Origin of the sequence: Streptomyces sp. NPDC019443, assembly GCF_044389785.1 — a bacterium.
Taxonomy (GTDB): Bacteria; Actinomycetota; Actinomycetes; order Streptomycetales; family Streptomycetaceae; genus Streptomyces.
The window spans coordinates 20,343-35,287 of record NZ_JBIRYJ010000001.1; the positions used below are offsets into that span (position 1 = coordinate 20,343).

Annotated in this window: 20 protein-coding genes and 1 pseudogene; 13 read left to right on the forward strand and 8 right to left on the reverse strand. The window is 68.0% G+C overall.

Annotated elements, in window-relative coordinates; genetic code table 11:
* Positions 1-12 precede the first annotated feature (12 nt).
* On the forward strand, positions 13-966 hold the full coding sequence (locus tag ACH492_RS00090; protein WP_398981109.1) for an NAD-dependent epimerase/dehydratase family protein: 954 nt from the start codon (positions 13-15) through the stop codon (positions 964-966).
* 410 nt (positions 967-1,376) lie between these two features.
* Here the strand turns inward: ACH492_RS00090 and ACH492_RS00095 are convergent, their stop codons facing one another.
* Positions 1,377-2,045: a TetR/AcrR family transcriptional regulator gene (locus ACH492_RS00095; protein WP_398981111.1), complete on the reverse strand. Its 669-nt coding sequence runs from the start codon at positions 2,043-2,045 to the stop codon at positions 1,377-1,379.
* Positions 2,046-2,108: 63 nt separating this feature from the next.
* On the opposite strand from ACH492_RS00095, the pseudogene ACH492_RS00100 reads away from it, so the two are divergent.
* The 4 genes and pseudogenes from ACH492_RS00100 to ACH492_RS00115 form a co-directional block, all read left to right on the forward strand.
* Positions 2,109-2,807: pseudogene (locus ACH492_RS00100) on the forward strand (FAD-dependent monooxygenase); the annotation flags it as partial.
* Positions 2,808-3,401: 594 nt separating this feature from the next.
* Complete coding sequence (locus ACH492_RS00105) at positions 3,402-3,530, forward strand: hypothetical protein (RefSeq protein ID WP_398981113.1); 129 nt, start codon at positions 3,402-3,404, stop codon at positions 3,528-3,530.
* An 11-nt stretch (positions 3,531-3,541) separates the two neighbouring features.
* The gene (locus ACH492_RS00110) at positions 3,542-4,054 is read left to right on the forward strand and encodes a hypothetical protein (RefSeq protein ID WP_398981115.1); all 513 of its coding nucleotides are present in this window, start codon (positions 3,542-3,544) and stop codon (positions 4,052-4,054) included.
* A 351-nt stretch (positions 4,055-4,405) separates the two neighbouring features.
* A complete protein-coding gene (locus ACH492_RS00115) occupies positions 4,406-4,765 on the forward strand; it encodes a UBP-type zinc finger domain-containing protein (protein ID WP_398981116.1) in 360 nt (119 codons plus the stop codon).
* Positions 4,766-4,869: 104 nt separating this feature from the next.
* Here ACH492_RS00115 and ACH492_RS00120 read toward each other — a convergent pair whose 3' ends face one another.
* Both ACH492_RS00120 and ACH492_RS00125 read right to left on the reverse strand, forming a co-directional pair.
* Positions 4,870-5,811, reverse strand: coding sequence for a DUF5996 family protein (locus tag ACH492_RS00120; RefSeq protein WP_398981118.1), 942 nt, complete (start codon positions 5,809-5,811; stop codon positions 4,870-4,872).
* Positions 5,812-5,892: 81 nt separating this feature from the next.
* Positions 5,893-6,459, reverse strand: coding sequence for a nucleoside deaminase (locus tag ACH492_RS00125; RefSeq protein ID WP_398981120.1), 567 nt, complete (start codon positions 6,457-6,459; stop codon positions 5,893-5,895).
* Positions 6,460-6,539: 80 nt separating this feature from the next.
* On the opposite strand from ACH492_RS00125, the gene ACH492_RS00130 reads away from it, so the two are divergent.
* Positions 6,540-7,505 carry an antibiotic biosynthesis monooxygenase gene (locus tag ACH492_RS00130; protein ID WP_398981122.1) on the forward strand — a complete coding sequence of 322 codons (966 nt, stop codon included), beginning with the start codon at positions 6,540-6,542 and terminating at the stop codon, positions 7,503-7,505.
* Positions 7,506-7,560: 55 nt separating this feature from the next.
* Here ACH492_RS00130 and ACH492_RS00135 read toward each other — a convergent pair whose 3' ends face one another.
* Positions 7,561-8,619: an alcohol dehydrogenase catalytic domain-containing protein gene (locus tag ACH492_RS00135; protein ID WP_398981124.1), complete on the reverse strand. Its 1,059-nt coding sequence runs from the start codon at positions 8,617-8,619 to the stop codon at positions 7,561-7,563.
* 151 nt (positions 8,620-8,770) lie between these two features.
* On the opposite strand from ACH492_RS00135, the gene ACH492_RS00140 reads away from it, so the two are divergent.
* Positions 8,771-10,153, forward strand: coding sequence for an FAD-binding oxidoreductase (locus ACH492_RS00140; protein WP_398981126.1), 1,383 nt, complete (start codon positions 8,771-8,773; stop codon positions 10,151-10,153).
* Between the two features lie 31 nt (positions 10,154-10,184).
* Here the strand turns inward: ACH492_RS00140 and ACH492_RS00145 are convergent, their stop codons facing one another.
* The 3 genes from ACH492_RS00145 to ACH492_RS00155 form a co-directional block, all read right to left on the reverse strand.
* Positions 10,185-10,910 (reverse strand): TetR/AcrR family transcriptional regulator, encoded by a 726-nt coding sequence (locus ACH492_RS00145; protein WP_398981128.1) that lies wholly within the window; start codon positions 10,908-10,910, stop codon positions 10,185-10,187.
* Positions 10,907-11,086 (reverse strand): hypothetical protein, encoded by a 180-nt coding sequence (locus tag ACH492_RS00150; RefSeq protein WP_398981130.1) that lies wholly within the window; start codon positions 11,084-11,086, stop codon positions 10,907-10,909. The genes ACH492_RS00145 and ACH492_RS00150 overlap by 4 nt, the downstream gene beginning before the upstream one ends.
* A gap of 144 nt (positions 11,087-11,230) precedes the next feature.
* Entirely contained in the window at positions 11,231-11,980 is a 750-nt protein-coding gene (locus tag ACH492_RS00155; RefSeq protein WP_398981132.1) for an MBL fold metallo-hydrolase, read from the reverse strand.
* On the opposite strand from ACH492_RS00155, the gene ACH492_RS00160 reads away from it, so the two are divergent.
* From ACH492_RS00160 to ACH492_RS00175, 4 genes are read left to right on the forward strand one after another with little or no spacing between them, the layout of a single operon-like run.
* A complete protein-coding gene (locus tag ACH492_RS00160; protein ID WP_398981134.1) occupies positions 11,979-12,230 on the forward strand; it encodes a hypothetical protein in 252 nt (83 codons plus the stop codon). The two genes, ACH492_RS00155 and ACH492_RS00160, sit on opposite strands and share 2 nt — an antisense overlap.
* Positions 12,230-12,394 carry a hypothetical protein gene (locus ACH492_RS00165; RefSeq protein ID WP_398981136.1) on the forward strand — a complete coding sequence of 55 codons (165 nt, stop codon included), beginning with the start codon at positions 12,230-12,232 and terminating at the stop codon, positions 12,392-12,394. The genes ACH492_RS00160 and ACH492_RS00165 overlap by 1 nt, the downstream gene beginning before the upstream one ends.
* Positions 12,391-13,083, forward strand: coding sequence for a YoaK family protein (locus tag ACH492_RS00170; RefSeq protein ID WP_398981139.1), 693 nt, complete (start codon positions 12,391-12,393; stop codon positions 13,081-13,083). Before ACH492_RS00165 ends, ACH492_RS00170 begins: the two co-directional genes overlap by 4 nt.
* Positions 13,080-13,337: a hypothetical protein gene (locus tag ACH492_RS00175; RefSeq protein WP_398981142.1), complete on the forward strand. Its 258-nt coding sequence runs from the start codon at positions 13,080-13,082 to the stop codon at positions 13,335-13,337. The genes ACH492_RS00170 and ACH492_RS00175 overlap by 4 nt, the downstream gene beginning before the upstream one ends.
* Here the strand turns inward: ACH492_RS00175 and ACH492_RS00180 are convergent.
* Positions 13,322-13,894: a PadR family transcriptional regulator gene (locus ACH492_RS00180; RefSeq protein WP_398981144.1), complete on the reverse strand. Its 573-nt coding sequence runs from the start codon at positions 13,892-13,894 to the stop codon at positions 13,322-13,324. The two genes, ACH492_RS00175 and ACH492_RS00180, sit on opposite strands and share 16 nt — an antisense overlap.
* 118 nt (positions 13,895-14,012) lie before the next feature.
* Between ACH492_RS00180 and ACH492_RS00185 the strand changes: the two genes are divergently transcribed.
* Together ACH492_RS00185 and ACH492_RS00190 are read left to right on the forward strand one after the other, a co-directional pair.
* Positions 14,013-14,444, forward strand: coding sequence for a nuclear transport factor 2 family protein (locus tag ACH492_RS00185; RefSeq protein ID WP_398981146.1), 432 nt, complete (start codon positions 14,013-14,015; stop codon positions 14,442-14,444).
* A 93-nt stretch (positions 14,445-14,537) separates the two neighbouring features.
* Positions 14,538-14,936 (forward strand): cell division protein SepF, encoded by a 399-nt coding sequence (locus ACH492_RS00190; RefSeq protein WP_398981148.1) that lies wholly within the window; start codon positions 14,538-14,540, stop codon positions 14,934-14,936.
* The last annotated feature ends 9 nt before the right edge of the window (positions 14,937-14,945 follow it).

Consider the following 14,945-nt stretch of genomic DNA (forward strand, 5'->3'; position numbering starts at 1 on the left):
GGAGTTCCGGCCATGCAGCGGACCGTGCTGATCACCGGGTCGACCGGTTTCATAGGAAATGCAGTACTGCGGTCCCTCAATAAGCGCCAGGGCGTACGGTCTTTGGCGCTGGTGCGCGCCGCGACGGAGTCGGAGAAATCTTCTCCGGACGGTGTGATACGCGTCGTGGCCGACCTCCAGCAGCCCGGATCCCTGGCAGGGATATGTGATGGTGTCGAGGTCCTTGTGCACTGTGCGAGTTATGTCGGCCCCGATCCCGAGCTCTGCGACCTGGTGAACCGGGCGGGCACCGAGTCCTTGGTCGCCGAGGCGGTGCGGGCCGGAGTCAAGCGCATCGTTTCCCTCAGTACGGCATCCGTTTACGGGGACGGGCCGCACCGCGCCCTGTCGGAGGAGGCCGTGGCCCCCGCTCCGGTGTCCGCGGCGAGCACCAGCCGGCTCGCCGCCGAAACGTATGTGCGCGAGGCCGGCGGGTGCGTGGTGCGGCCGCACCTCGTCTATGGCCCGGGCGACCGGTGGGTGGTGCCGACCCTGTCGGCCCTGTTCCAACAGCTACCGGGCTGGGTCGGCGGCGGGGTGGCCGTGACCTCCCTGATCGATGTGGACGCGCTGGGGCGGGCGATGGCGCAGCTGGCCGCGGATCCGGTTTCCTGGCCCGCCGGGGGCGTACTGCACGCGGCGCACCCCGAGCCGGTCGCCATCCGGGACATCGGCGCGACGCTGGCCGGGGAGTTGGGCATCACGGTCCCCGGGGCCGGCGATGCGATGTCGCTGGACGAAGCCCGAGCACACTTCCGGCAGATCGGCGCCCGCGAGCGGTACCTCAGCATGCTGTCGACCGATCACTGGTACGACGCGAGCCGCCTCTGGGCTGCGACCGGCTGCACGCCCGGTCCCGCGTTCGCCGAGGGGCTTGCCCGAAGCGTGCCGTGGTACAGGCAGTACCTGCCGCAGCCGGGACGATGAGCGAGCTGGCCCATGCGGACCCGCCTGGCGGGCGGCGTCGGCGACCGAGGTGGTGCGGGGGCGGCGCTCGGTGTCGTAGCGGGGGAAGGCCGATGGCCGGCGGTGAAGGAGGGGAGTGGGTGGCCAACTCGGCGACGTCGTGGTGGAGTACGGCGCCGGGGGCGGTCGCGTCCAGCAGCGCGGGGATCGGGGCGTGCCAGTTGCCGAAGCGGCGGTGGACCTCGGCGAGCGAGTCGGCATAGCGCACGGCGGCGGGGGCGTTGAGGACCGCGTGCCATTTCGCCCGGCGGTCGGCTGTCCCGGCCGAGTCCGAGGAGCGGTCCGCAAGCCGCTGAGCGCCGCCGTGCTGTCATCGGGCGATCTCATGGGACGACGCCATCACTTCCACATCGACCACGCGGGACACTCCGTCAGCGCTGCTGTCGCAGGGCGCGCAGCCCCTCCATGAGCAGGCGCAGCCCGAACTCGAAGTGGGCGGTGAAGTCCGTGCTGGTGAACACGGGCAGGGTGGCCGTGAGGTGCGGGTACGGCCCGGCCGTCACGGCGTCACCCAGGCGACTCGGGTCGGCGGGGGCCCCTGCGCCCGGTTCCAAAGCGGCTTGCTCTTCCAGGGTGTGGCCGACGGTGAAATTAGCCACCGCCATCAGGGCGCGCGCCGCGTCCGCATTGTCGAAGCCGGCCTCACGCAGGACGCCGATCACGGTGTCGGCGAAGTGCAGGGTGTGCGCCCCGGTCGAGTGCGTGCCGGCGAAGACGCGGGCGCCGTCGCGGTGGGCGAGCAGCGCTGTACGCATCGCTCTGGCCAGGCCGGCCAGCCGTTCGCTCCAGTCTCCGCCCACGGGGCCCTTGGGTGCGCCCACGTCGGACAGCATCCGCTCCGCCATCGCGGTCAGCAGCTCCTGCTTGGTGGCGAAGTAGCGGTACAGCGCGCCGGCTTGGACGTCCATCGCATCAGCCAGACGCCGCATGGTCAGCGCGTCGAGCCCGGCTTCGTCCAGCAGGTCCAGGGCTGTCTCGACGGTCCGCGCCTGGTCCAGTCGTGCGGGGCGTCCACGTGTGCGGGTTGACGGGTTGCTCATGCGCGCCACTATAGTGAACATCGTTCACGTGAATGATGTTCACTAAATAGTGGAGGTCACTTGATGGACACCGACGTGCTTGTCGTGGGTGCGGGCCCGACCGGACTGATGCTCGCCTGCGAGCTGGCGCTGGCGGGCGTACGGACCCGGATCGTGGAGCGGCGTACCGAGCCGCAGCGTGATTCACGGGCGCTGACCCTGCACCCGCGCAGTGTGGAACTGATGGACATGAGGGGTCTCGCGCCCCGCTTCCTCGCTTTCGGAAAGCCGGTGCCGGGCTGGCACTTCGCCGGCCTGGACACCCGGCTGGACTTCGCCGCGCTGGACTCCCGCCACGGCTACACCCTCTTCCTGGCCCAGGCCCGCACCGAGGCGCTGCTGGAGGAGCGGGCGGGCGAACTGGGCGTCCGCATCAGCCGCGGACACGAGACCACCGGGCTGCGGCAGGACGCCACCGGCGTCGACGTGGAGGTGCGCGGGCCCGGCGGGGCCGTCGACACCATACGGGCGCAGTACGCGGTCGGCTGCGACGGCGGGCGCAGCCTGGTGCGGCAGGCCGCCGGCATCGGCTTCCCGGGCACCGACGAGACACTGACCGGCATGCTCGGGGACTTCGCGGACGTCGACGCAGATCCTGCAGTCCTTGCTGCCGCACGGGCCCGTGGCGTGCTGGTCGTACCGCTGGAGGGCGGGCTCACCCGGTTCGTCTGCATTGATCCGGAGCGGATGCGGATCCCGGCCGGGCAGCCGGTGACTTTGGAGGCAGGATGCGGCCGGACCGATAGGCGGCGGCGAGGCGGGTGGCATTGCTTCCCGAGATCCTCGGCCCCCTGCGGGCAGGGACTTCGACCGCACCGGCCAGCACCCTGGTGGCCGTGCCCGCGCCCTTCGCGCCGGAATACCTCATCGAGGTCCAAGCCGTCGCCGCGCTGTCACGGACCCGGTAGACGCATGGCCGCCACCTACCTCCTCGTTCACGGGCCGTGGCTCGGTGGCCGGTCCGGGGCCGCGTCGCCGACGGACTTCGGCAGTCCGGCCACACTGTCACCTCGGCGGTCGGGACGGCGCGGGACTCCGGCTCGTCAGGGGTGCATCGAAAGAAGGGGCAGGTGGCAAGGCAATGCCCCGTTCCACCGCAAGAAGAGCCGTCGAGAAGCTCATCCGTTGCTGAAGTATGCGATGAAGAAGCCTGATTGACGACAAGTCAGTATATTGCGGCTCTCGGGCCGCTGCTTGACATGAGCCATACACGGCGAAACCCCGGGGGCTCCGAAGGAGGAGACCGAGGCCGTCCAAGGCGGAGTCCGCCAAGAAGGCGGCGGCTCTGTTCATGAGCTGCAGCTGGGCGGGCCCGATGTGACCGGTAATCTCAAGATGCTGGACTCGTTCACCAATTGGCACATCGGGACCCAGCAGATCTGGCCGCAGATCAAGAACCTGGACGACTTCACTCCGATCGAGATCGAGATCGAGATCGAATGGTAGGGGAGCACACGGTGAATGCCGAACTCCGGCGGGTGGTGGAGGAGTTGCGCTCCACCGTTGCCACGCGCGACGAGTGGCGCATGCTGAACTCGCTGCCCGCCGGGGCTCGGCCCGAGGACATCTGGACTGGGCTACCGGCCCCGATCCGGGAGTTCCTCTCGGCGACCGACGGCGCGACCTGCGGAGACGTCACGCTCTTCAACGCTGCCACGGTCGACAGCATGCAGTTCTACGCGGACCCGGTCGACGGAGCCGCGGTGGCACTGGGTCGTGAGGAATGGTTCTGTCCGGGAGTCATCTCCGACGAGCCGTTCTTCCTCAGCCGGTCGACCGGTTCGGTCTGGTACTTCCCCGACACGGGGGTCGAATGGTGGATGTCGTCCGTCTTCGAGAAGGTCGCGGACGACTTCACCACCTTCTTCCTGGAGTGGGTGTCGGGGCCTGAATATCTGCGACTGACGGGCTCCGAGCCGGAGGAGCAGTGGCCTGAACTGCTGAGACAGGTCGGCCGGCCGCAGGGCTGAAAAGCGGGGAGGCGCTCGGCCGGGGATGCTCGGTCGGGCGCCTTTCATCTGCCTCGGACCTCCTGGGCGCGCGCCGAGCCGCGCCCGCGGGGTAGTGCTGGCGTACGGCCGGCCTTGCAGGCGGCCGCGGCACCGGGACAGCGACGGCCCCGCCGGGCGGTCTGCCCCGCCCCCGGGCAGTCCTTCTGCGACGGCTGCGGCGCGGTCCTCGGCCGGTCCCTGGGCGGGACGCCCGGGCGCGCTCCGTGCTGACTGGCCGGTTACGATGCAAGAAGGGCAGGTCACTGACCTCAGCACGCCGAACGGGTCCCCAAGGACACCTGCCCGGCCTCACTCAGAGAGGCATGCCAAATGGCACATGACCAGATCCCAGGTATAGATCCAACTGCGACTCCGAGCGGAGACGGCTGCGTGGAGTGTCTGGCGGGCGATGGTCCGGGATGGTGGTTGCACCTTCGGCGCTGCGCCGCGTGTGGGCACATCGGATGCTGCGATTCCTCACCCTCGCAGCACGGTACGAAGCATGCGCGCGAGGAGGGACACCCCTTCCTCGCCAGCTTCGAGCCGGGAGAGAGCTGGTTCTGGAACATCGAAACCGGGCAGTACTACGAGGGCCCGCAGCTGCTCCCACCCGCCTCGCACCCGGCCTCCCAGCCGACCCCGGGCCCGCGGGGCAAGGTGCCCGCGGACTGGCAGCAGCACGTGCACTGACGTTGCTGTTGAGGTTCACTCGGCCTGCCGTCGCTCGTTCGGAATCAGCTCGTTCGGAATCAGCTCGTTCGGAATCAGCTCGTTTGGAATCCGTTCGTTCGGGATCAGCGACGCGGGACCGGCAGATGTGGGTCCGTGATCCCGTCCGGAGAGGCGAAAGCGGCGGTGTCCCAGCCGCCGCGTCGGGATCCGGCCTGGTACGCGCTCTCATAGAAGTCGAGTACGGCGGCACGAGGATCGTTTTCGGCGCGGGCCGCGTCGTAGGGCAGCACGGCCAGGTGGGTGTCATTGCGTGAAACCCAGTGTGCTGCAGCGGGTTTGAGCGGCTCCCCGGTCAGTGCCGCAGGCTCGGGGGCGGTGTAGGAGTAGAAAGCGGGCTCGGCGAACGTATCGTCACCGAACCAGAATCCGAAGCTGATCAGTTCTCGGGAGTATGCCTCCCGCGTCACTGGATCGACCTGCGGCGGCTGGTCGATGTGACGCCCTGAGAACCGGCTGTGGGCGATGTCGAAGGTGTGCCAGAAATGGTGTACGGGGCTGGCTTTTCCCGAAAAGCCGGCCGCGAATTCCTCCAGCACCAACGCCACTTGGCTGAGGACCTGCCAGTAGCGGTTGGCCAGCACAGGATCGTAGGCCGCATGCTCGGTGTCCTCGGCGAACGGCCGGTCGGCATCGGACAGGTCGTACGGCCTGGGAATGGCGATGCGCGCCCGGACGCCCAGTTGGGCCAGAGCGTCAAGGGCGTTGCTGTGGAAGGACGCCACGGACTGGCCCTCGAGCGGGAGGGACGCTCTGCCGTCCAAGGTCGCGACGACCAGTTGATGGTCGACGAAGTCGAAGTCGACAGTGAAGACCGGATTTCCGTCGACCTGTCCCATCGGACGTGTGGTGATGCCGCGTCCGGTGAGATGGAACGGAACGTTCCACCAGTGGTTGCGCCGGGCACTCGCGGCGAGGCGGATCTTGCCGACGACTTGCGCGAATCGGTGCAGCGTTTCTTTGGTGTCCTGCCACTCCGCGAGCGGTATCGGCGGGAACAGCTCCATCGCGTTCCCCTTCCTGCCCCGGCCCTGCGGCCGGGCAATTCCAAGACGATGCCGGCCGGGGAGCAGTTCAGGGACTCCGCGTCAGTACGGGTGATTGTTCGGCTTTTTCGCCCATGCCTCGTACGACGTGGCGCCCAGCTCGGGGTGGAGCTGCTCGAGAGTGATGCTCCGATGGTCCGGGGGCTTCGCGAAGTCCTCGTACTGGAAGGCGTCGTCGAAGCCGATCTCCTGAGTGGCCTTCCAGTCGCAGCTGTAGTAGACGCTGCCTATCCGAGCCCAGTAGATGGCGCTCATGCACATCGGACAGGGGGCGCCACTGGTGTAGATCGCGCACCCCTGCAGCATGCGAGCGCGCTCCGGCACCAGGTCGGGGGAGCCCTCAGGCCGAGGCACCAACTCCAGGGTGTACTCGTTCTGGTGCTTCTCGGAGATGCTGGGCGCCTCAGGATTGAACACCTGAACGGCCTTGCGGATGGCTTCCACTTCGCCGTGCGCAGTCGGATCGGCCGTGAGGAGTACGCGATTCTGCCCGCGAGCGATGATCTCGCCGTCGTTGGTGATCACCGCACCGAATGGGCCGCCCCAGCCGTTCTCGACGGACTCCGTGGCCAGCCGAACCGCTTCGGCCATGAACTCCTTGTGTCCCATCTCAGAATCCTCCCGCTCGCCGACTGGCGCAAATCTCTCCGATTTGTCCGATAACTCCCTTTTGATCTAGACTACTCCGTATGGGTACCCGTGCAAGCCGTGACCTCGGTGACAGCGCTACGGTCGTGACCTCCCAGAAGATCCGGGCCGGCCGGGATGACGACTACAAGCGCTGGCAGGAGAAGACCAATCAGGTCGTGCGAGGCTTCGACGGGTTCCAGGGCACGGAGTTGTACCCGCCGGTCTCCGGCGAAGAGAACGAGTGGGTCGTCGTATTCCGCTTCGCCGGTGTCGAGCAGCTGACCGCGTGGCTGAATTCGGGTGCGCGTCGACAACTCCTTGATGAGGGCCGCCCGTTGTTCGACGGAACCCCGACACAAGAGGTGCTCACCGGTGGGACGCCGGCCCAAGATGTCGTCACGGCGGTCATCTCGCACGATGTGCTGCCGGGGCGGGAGCGGGACTTCATGCGCTGGGAGGACAAGATCCTGAAAACGCAGGAGGGGTTTCCCGGCTTTATGGGGTCGGAGATGTTCAAGCCGGTGGAGGGCATTCAGGACCGTTGGGTGGTCGCCTTCCGCTTCGACACGCGCGAACACCTCGACGGCTGGCTCGACTCCGAGGCCCGCGAGAAGCTTCTGGAGGAAGGGCGCGGCTACTTCCGCTCGTACGACGTGCGCAAGATCGGGTCGGCGTTCGGCGGCTGGTTCCGCTTCGGCGAGGGTGCGGACGAAGGCATTCCGCCCAACTGGAAACAGGCCATGTCCGTGGTGCTGGCCCTGTATCCCACGGTGATGATCCTGAACCTGACGGTCGGCGACTGGTTCAACAGCCTGGGAATGCCCGGGTATCTGTCCCTGTTCATCAGCAACGTGCTGAGTGTCAGCGTTCTGACGTGGTTGCTGATGCCGCTGGTCAACCGGGCGCTCGCCTTCTGGCTGCTGCCCAACCGGGCGCGATCCTTCCGTACCCATGTGGCGGGCGCCGCCGTCGTGGCGGTGTGCTATCTGGTGATCATCACCATCTTCGGTCTGACCACGGGTTAGGCAACACAGCGCGTCAGCCGAAACGCGTCAGCCGAAACGCGTCAGCCGAAACGCGTCAGCGGAAACGAATCAGTGGCTTGATGATCCCGTCCTCTCTCGATTCCATCATCCGAAATGCCCGTTCGATCTCGTCGAAGCCGAACTCGTGCGTGGTCATCGGCGTGGGATCCACCTTGCCGTGCTCCAGCAGCCGGAAGATCCGCCGCAGCCGCTCCCGGCCCCCGCGGTTCAGTCCGCCGTAGATCTGCTTGTCGGACATCCCGTATCCGAAGGGTTCCAACGGGATTTTGAGCGGCTCGGGCACGTCGCCGTGGTATCCGACATTGGAGATACGTCCGCCAGGCTTGGTGACACGGAAGGTCGCTTCCCACGTACGGGGGGTGCCGAGCGCCTCGATCGCGGCGTCCACGTCCCGACCGTCGGTCAACTCCAGAATTCGCCGCACCGGGTCGTGCTGGGTGTGGTCGACGATGGCATCGGCGCCGAAATGCGTCGCCAGTTCCTGACGCCGGGATATCGACTCGACAGCGATGATGAGTCCGGCCCCGCGTAGACGGCAGCCGATCGTCGCCGAGAGCCCCACCGCCCCCTGGGCGAAGATCGCGACGGTCTCGCCGAATTCGAGTTCCGCGTGCTCGGCGGCGACGAATCCGGTCGACAGCATGTCCGTCGCGTACAAGGCCTGGTGGTCGCCGAGGGTCTCGGGGACCGGCGCCAGATTGGCCTGCGCATTGCGGACCAGAAAATACTCCGCCATGTTCCCGTCGGCCTGGACGGTGAACACAGCGCCTCCCATCATTCTGCCGCCGCACTGCGAGGAGAAGCCGCGTTGACAGTATTCGCACTGGAAACACGGGGTCACGCCACCCACGGCGACACGCTGGCCCTCCCTGAGGCCCTCGACGGCAGAACCCAGGGCGTGAACGACGCCGACCGCCTCGTGTCCCAATGTGACATCGGGGGCGACCGGGATCGCTCCCTTCATCGTATGCACGTCGGACGTACAGACCATGGCCGCGGTAGTGCGCACGACCGCCTCATTGGGGCCGGGTTCGGGGACCGGTTTCTCGATGACACCGACCTCGCCGACTCTCCTGAGGACAAAAGCTCTCATGGTGTCGATGGCCGTCTCCAGGGCAGCAATTCCAGGCCGCGAGCTTTCGGACGGCCGGTAAACTGGGGATGTCTCCGCTCGTACTCTGCGGTACTTCACACCGGAACTTCAGCTTCATCCGCAGACGCAGCCGGCGCAAGTCCTGGAGTCCATGATGCGCGAACACGGGCAGGCCGGAGGTGTTGAGGGGGCGCTCGTCCAGCGAGGCGACGCCGAATACGAAGCCGTCCGGACAAGCATGGTGTGGAACGGGCTCAAGCCCGAGCGGTTCCCGGAGGTGATCGTCCGGGCCGCCTCCGAGCGGGATGTTCCCGGAGCCATCGGGCTGGCTCGTTCCCGCGGTCTTCGCATCGCCGTACGGGCGGGCGGGCACAGTTGGTGCGGGTCGTCCGTCCGCTCCGACGGCATGCTCATCGACCTCTCCCGGCTCCGGCGGTGGGACATCGACGAGGCGTCCGCGACGGCGTCCGTGCAGCCGGCTGTCACCGGCGGCGAACTCGTGCCGGAACTCGCCGCGCGCGGCCTCGCCTTTCCCACCGGGCATTGTGGGTCGGTCGCCGTCGGCGGATATCTCCTCAGCGGTGGTCTCGGGTGGAATTCCGGTGCCCTGGGGCCGGCTTGCCGGAGCGTCTACGAGATTGAAGCCGTGACGGCGGACGGCGAAGTGGTCCGATGTAACGAGGACGAGAATCCCGACCTGTTCTGGGCGGCGCGTGGAGCGGGTCCGGGTTTCTTCGCCGTCGTCACCAGCTTCCGCCTTCGTCTGCACCGGCTTCCCGGGGCGATCATGTCGACCACGTATGCCTTTCCTCTCGCGGACGTCGAAGAGGTGTCGAACTGGGCCATCGAGACCGCGAACGAGCTGGAGCCGACCGTGGAATTGGCTCTCGTACTCGCAACGGCCGCCCCGCACATGACGAAGGAAAGGCCACGGCCGAAGGTGATCGTCGTAGCCGCCACCGCATTCGCGGATTCGAGCGAGCAGGCCGTCCAGGCCCTCCGACCGCTCAAGAACTGCCCCTTCGCCGATCGCTCCCTCTTCCGGGAGGCGGACGAGCCGGCGTCCCTCGATGCCCTCTACGACGCCTCCGGCAGCATCTGGCCCGGACAGCACCGCTTTGCGGCCGACACCCTGTGGTCTCAGGCGGACTTCGGGACGCTGTTGTCCAAGCTCAGCGACGCGGTCGAAAGCGCCCCCTCCGACAAGTCCCTCGTCCTGGCACCTGTATCGCCCGTGTCTCACGATGAGGATCTGCTGCGCGACATGGCGTTCTCGGTGCTCGGCGAGAGCTACGTCGTCCCCTACGCCGTCTGGGACGACCCTTCGGAGGATGGCATCAACGTCCGCTGGCTGCGCGAGGCGATGAGCGCCGTGGAGCCGCTCGGGACGGGGCACTACATCGCCGAGGCCGACCTCACCGCCAGTCCGAACCGCGCCGAGCGGTCGTTCACGCCGAGCGACTGGCAGCGGCTGCAGACCCTGAGGGCGCAGTACGACCCCGAGGGCGTCTTCCACTCCTACCTGACGCCCTGAGGGGCTCGTCGCTCCCGCTCGGAGGCTGTGGCTACTGGTTGCGGGGGGCGTTGGACAGCCGGTCCAGCCATTCGGTCATCATGCCGGTTTCGGCGGGGGTGAGGGCGGGGTCCGGTGACTGACGCAGCAGTGCGTTCAACCGGGCCGCCGTGGACGGTAGTTGCGTGTCCTCGGCACCCGTCCCCTCGGTACCCGTCCCCGTGGGGGCGGACACGTCGGGGGTGAAGATGGCGGCGTGCACCGCGTCCCGTACACGCGTCGATGCGCTCTTGTCCGTGAAGGTCGAAGGGCGGGCGACGAGCATCAGGGCCACGCCGACATTGGCCGACATGACTATCTGGGCTGCCAGTTCGGGGGCGAGTCGCAGTTTGCCCCGGGCCGCGGCTCGTTCCAGGTCCCGGGTGAGAATCTGGTGGGACTCAAGGGCCGCGGCCGGCGGTGTGCGCATCGCGGGGGAATTCATCAGCCGGTACGGATTCGGGTTCCGCAGGGCGAAGTCCACGTGGGTGTCCCAGCCGTCGCGCAGGTCCTCGATGGGGTCCGCGCCGGGGTTGTGCTGCCGCTTCGTCGCCAGGTACTTGTCGAAGCCGTAGTCGACGACGGCCGACAGCAGGCCCTCCTTGTCACCGAAATGCCGGTAGAGCGCCGGTGCACCTACCTGGGCGGCCTCACACACGGCCCGGGTGGAGATGTCCCCGTTCGGGGACTGGGCGACCAGGTCGGCCGCCACTTCCAGGATGCGTGTCCGCGTACTCATGAGAGTGACGCTATCGAGGGTGCTGTAGCGATGCTACGAGCTGTGGGGGTGAGGAGGTCGTGGAGGCCGATGCGGGTGAGGAATTCGGCGCGGACGTGGTCGGCAACGGCGCTGACGGTCTCGCTGCCGTCGTTGGCGGGGTCGATGTGGACGCGGGCCGCGGGGCATCCCGCCATGGGCTCCTGACCAGTAGCGGTTCTCTGGCAGCCCTCTACGGCGGGTACGGAAGCGCTGACGCGATCGGCCGACGCGCCGATGCAGCGTGGCTGGCGCGATCGCCCGTGCCCCGCAGGGCCGGGTCCTCGCCTCAGCCGATCCGGTCAGGAGGTGAGTTCGCGTGCGCGCCGGGCCGCCTCGTGTACCGACCCGCGATGGATGGGGCCGTGGCCGGGCAGCATGATGTCGGCCGCCAACTGCTCGATCACGTCCAGGGATGCCACGGCGTGTTCGCGGTTCGCGTCGAACATCGTGGGCAGCAGTTGCGGCCCCCGCACACGGGACGTGGGATGGCCGCTGACCAGCGCGTCTCCGGAGATCAGAATCCCTTTGTCCGGGAGGTGGTAGGAGCAGTGCCCCGCGGTGTGGCCGGGTGTGTGTACGGGGACCGGACGACCCGGCAGATCGAGCGCACCCGCCACGGGGAACTTCTGAGGACGGGTGATGCGGGAGTCCGCGGTGCCGCCCGACCGGAGAGCGTGTACTGCCCACGGAAGCACGCCGGGACGCCACCCGTTCATCAGGACCTGACCTATGGAAACCTGGTGGAGGAACTCCCGGCGTGCGTGGGGCACCTCTGCCTCGTGCAGGAAGACGGGGGCGTCGAAGGTGCGGCTGAGGTATTCCGCCGAACCGATGTGGTCGTTGTGCGCGTGCGTGATGAGCACCGCCTCTACCGCATCGGGTGCGTGGCCCAGGTCCGCCAGCGACTCGAGGACCTGCCTGCGGTCTCCCGGGTAGCCGCAGTCGATCAGCGTGACGGCGTCACCGTCGGTCAGGATGACCCAGTTGGTATTGCTGCCGTGGACCAGGTGAACACCGGTGGCGGCGTGAACGAGGGCGTCTTCGCGCATGACCTTCCAATGTCTTGAGACCTACTGCTGCCGGGCGCTTCGGTCGCCGACTGCGCTCAGGAGCAGGCTAGTTGATGGCGGACCGTACTCGCGTGGAGAGCGGGTCGACGCCGGCCACGCCGTCTGTGCCGCTGACTGTTCCGGGGAGACGTACGCGGCGACCGTCGAGGTCGTGAAGCGGCAGGCGGGCGCCTACGGCATGGGTGTCGTCTGGGCCCAGCTCATGATCAGCGCGGACGCCGCGGGCTGATGGACGCCGGACTGCTCCTGCTGAGGCTGGCCACCGGGCTGCTGCCCGCCGGGAACGGTGTGCAGAAGGTCTGCTTCCGGCTGGGCGGGCTCGCGCTCACCGGACCGGGCCGCCGGCCGACCGGGCTCGCACCGCACCGGGTTTCCGCCGAAGGAAAAGCATGAACACTCTGCTCGGCCGGGCCGCCGCCCGCCTCTTCCCCGACACCCCAGGACACCACGGCGTACTGCCCCCGCTGCTCGTTCTGCTGACCTTTGTCACCGGCCTGGTGGACGCTGTCAGCTATCTGGGCCTCGGCCATGTCTTCGTCGCCAACATGACCGGCAATGTGGTCTTCCTGGGCTTCGCGTTGGCAGGCGAAAAGGAACTGTCCGCCGTCGCCTCCGTCCTGGCCGGCACGGCGTTCGTGGCCGGTGCGCTCGCCGGAGGGCGGATCACGCCCAGGGTCGCGGAGCCCGTGCGGCTTTTCGCGCTGCTCGTAGCGGCGCACGGCGTCCTGGTCGCGGCGGCTCTGGTGGCCGGCCTCGCCGATGCCGCGAAGCACGTACTGATCGTGCTGCTCGCGCTCGGCATGGGCGCGCAGAACGCCGTGGTCCGGAAGCTCGCCGTACCCGACCTCACCACCACCGTCATGACCCGCACCCTGACAGGTCTGGCCGCCGACCGGCCGGGGCCGGCCACCGTACGCCGTCTGTTCTCCCTCGCCGCGATGTTCACCGGCGCCCTCGCCGGCGGCCTGCTCCAGCTCCACCACGGCACGGCCGCCGCGCTCGCGCCGGCTCTCCTCCTGCTCACTGCTGTCGCCCTGGCGGCAGCCACCACACCCCGACCCGGACAAGGAGTCCCGTCATGACCGAACTCAGCGCAAGGCCCGTACTGGAGCCGGAGGCCCGGGCGTTCGTGAACGCCACCGCCAATCGCCCGTATCTCTTCGAACTCGTCCCGGCCGATGGCCGCAAAGCCGTCGATCCTGATGGCGCAGATCACCGCTTCCCCGCTGCGCGCAACCACCGACCAGCTCACCGGGCTGCCCCCGGCCCTCGTCATCACCACCGTTCGAGCGGCGGCGGACCGCCGCCGCTCGCGCTCGCCTATGCGATGCGGTGACGGTCCGACTGCCGTTCCCTCAGGACCGTGGCGATCCGCAGACACCAGTCCCGGTTGTCCCGTTCGAAGGCGAGACCGCGCAGACAGGTCAGATACGGACCGATCCGCTCGCCCCGGCGCAGGAATTCGTCCTCGTCCGTCTCGCCCCGGATCTGCCGCAGCAGCTTGCCGAAGAGCTCGATCTTGGCCTCGGCGACGGCCGCCCGTTCTTCGAGCTGGTCGATCACCGGGCCGGTGCCGACGCGGTCGGCGGCCTGGACCTTGACGAGCAGGTCGTCCCGGATGAACGAGGGCTTCGACGCGGCCGCGGCGAACTCCTCCAGTTCGGCGAGGCCGGCGTCGGTGACCTTGAACAGTCGCTTGTTGGGCCGGGTTTCCTGCACCACCTGCCGACCCGCGACCAGCCCTTCCTTCTCCAGCCTGGCCAGTTCGGCGTACAGCTGCTGGGGCAGGGCGTGCCAGAAGTTCGCGACGCCGACGTCGAACGCCTTGGCCAGTTGGTATCCGCTGTACTCGCCGTCGAGCAGCGCAGCCAGTACGGCATGTCGCAGGGCCATCGAACGCAGCCCCCCTTCCCTCGGTGTCTCCCCGCATGATACTCAATAAAGTGACTAGTCAGATTCTTGAGTATCAGGATCAGTGGCCGTGGCAGTGGTGACAGTTTCAGGAGGACTGATGGACACGACCGAGCGTTTTCGCGCAGCCGTCGAGAAGCGGGACTTGACCGCCCTGGACGACCTGTTCACCGAGGACATCCGCTTCTACAGTCCAGTGAAGTTCACCCCCTTCGAAGGCAGGCCGATGGTCATCGGCCTGCTCGGCGTCCTGCTGCGCACCTTCGAGGACTTCCGGTACGTCGGCCGGTTCGCGGGCGCGGCCGAGACCAGTACGGACGGCGAGGAGGCTCCCTCGGAGATCCTGCTCTTCCGGGCTGTCGTGAACGGCAAGCAGATCCACGGCATCGACCTGCTGCAGTTCGACGAGGCGGGCCGGGTCAAGGAGTTCACCGTGATGGTCCGACCCATGTCCGCGGTCCAGGCATTGAGTGAGGCGGTGCTCGCCGGCCTGATCGCCGACGGCCTCGTACCCGACCCCGCCGGGCACTGAGCGGCCCGCGCCGAACAGCCCCGGACCGATCCGCGGCCGACTCGCCCGTGTCGCTGTTGGGCCGAACGGGTGAGGAGCGCGAGGATGGGTCGCATGAGTAGGTACGAGAGGTACGACGTCACCGACGAGCAGTGGGAGGGCCTGGCCCAGGTCGTCCCACTGCGCAGCCGTAACGAGTGGCCGTCGCGGGTCGACCACCGCACCATCCCGCAGGACTACGCGGTGGCGGAGCAGCGTCGCTTCGTCGTGCTGCGGGTGCAGGTCTTCGCCGACGCGCGTGAGGTCGCCGAGTACCTCATCGCCCAGATCCCGGTGCTGCTCGACCTCACCGGCGCCGACACCGATGTCGCCAAGCGCATCCTGGACTTCAGCAGTGGTGTCGTCTTCGGGCTCGGCAGCGGGATGCACCGGGTCGACCGGAATGTCTTCCTGCTGGCCCCGATCGGCACGGAGGTCGAGGGGATGGCGGCCGCCGCCGTCCCCCGTTCGTAGGAAGGCCGT

Excerpts from the sequence above, each read along its gene's own strand:
- ACH492_RS00090 (WP_398981109.1), top strand. The coding sequence starts at position 13 with ATGCAGCGGACCGTGCTGATCACCGGGTCGACCGGTTTCATAGGAAAT.
- ACH492_RS00095 (WP_398981111.1), bottom strand. The coding sequence starts at position 2,045 with ATGAGCAACCCGTCAACCCGCACACGTGGACGCCCCGCACGACTGGAC.
- ACH492_RS00115 (WP_398981116.1), top strand. The coding sequence starts at position 4,406 with ATGGCACATGACCAGATCCCAGGTATAGATCCAACTGCGACTCCGAGC.
- ACH492_RS00120 (WP_398981118.1), bottom strand. The coding sequence starts at position 5,811 with ATGGAGCTGTTCCCGCCGATACCGCTCGCGGAGTGGCAGGACACCAAA.
- ACH492_RS00125 (WP_398981120.1), bottom strand. The coding sequence starts at position 6,459 with ATGGGACACAAGGAGTTCATGGCCGAAGCGGTTCGGCTGGCCACGGAG.
- ACH492_RS00130 (WP_398981122.1), top strand. The coding sequence starts at position 6,540 with ATGGGTACCCGTGCAAGCCGTGACCTCGGTGACAGCGCTACGGTCGTG.
- ACH492_RS00135 (WP_398981124.1), bottom strand. The coding sequence starts at position 8,619 with ATGAGAGCTTTTGTCCTCAGGAGAGTCGGCGAGGTCGGTGTCATCGAG.
- ACH492_RS00140 (WP_398981126.1), top strand. The coding sequence starts at position 8,771 with ATGATGCGCGAACACGGGCAGGCCGGAGGTGTTGAGGGGGCGCTCGTC.
- ACH492_RS00145 (WP_398981128.1), bottom strand. The coding sequence starts at position 10,910 with ATGAGTACGCGGACACGCATCCTGGAAGTGGCGGCCGACCTGGTCGCC.
- ACH492_RS00150 (WP_398981130.1), bottom strand. The coding sequence starts at position 11,086 with ATGGCGGGATGCCCCGCGGCCCGCGTCCACATCGACCCCGCCAACGAC.
- ACH492_RS00160 (WP_398981134.1), top strand. The coding sequence starts at position 11,979 with ATGACCTTCCAATGTCTTGAGACCTACTGCTGCCGGGCGCTTCGGTCG.
- ACH492_RS00155 (WP_398981132.1), bottom strand. The coding sequence starts at position 11,980 with ATGCGCGAAGACGCCCTCGTTCACGCCGCCACCGGTGTTCACCTGGTC.
- ACH492_RS00165 (WP_398981136.1), top strand. The coding sequence starts at position 12,230 with ATGGACGCCGGACTGCTCCTGCTGAGGCTGGCCACCGGGCTGCTGCCC.
- ACH492_RS00170 (WP_398981139.1), top strand. The coding sequence starts at position 12,391 with ATGAACACTCTGCTCGGCCGGGCCGCCGCCCGCCTCTTCCCCGACACC.
- ACH492_RS00175 (WP_398981142.1), top strand. The coding sequence starts at position 13,080 with ATGACCGAACTCAGCGCAAGGCCCGTACTGGAGCCGGAGGCCCGGGCG.
- ACH492_RS00180 (WP_398981144.1), bottom strand. The coding sequence starts at position 13,894 with ATGGCCCTGCGACATGCCGTACTGGCTGCGCTGCTCGACGGCGAGTAC.
- ACH492_RS00185 (WP_398981146.1), top strand. The coding sequence starts at position 14,013 with ATGGACACGACCGAGCGTTTTCGCGCAGCCGTCGAGAAGCGGGACTTG.
- ACH492_RS00190 (WP_398981148.1), top strand. The coding sequence starts at position 14,538 with ATGAGTAGGTACGAGAGGTACGACGTCACCGACGAGCAGTGGGAGGGC.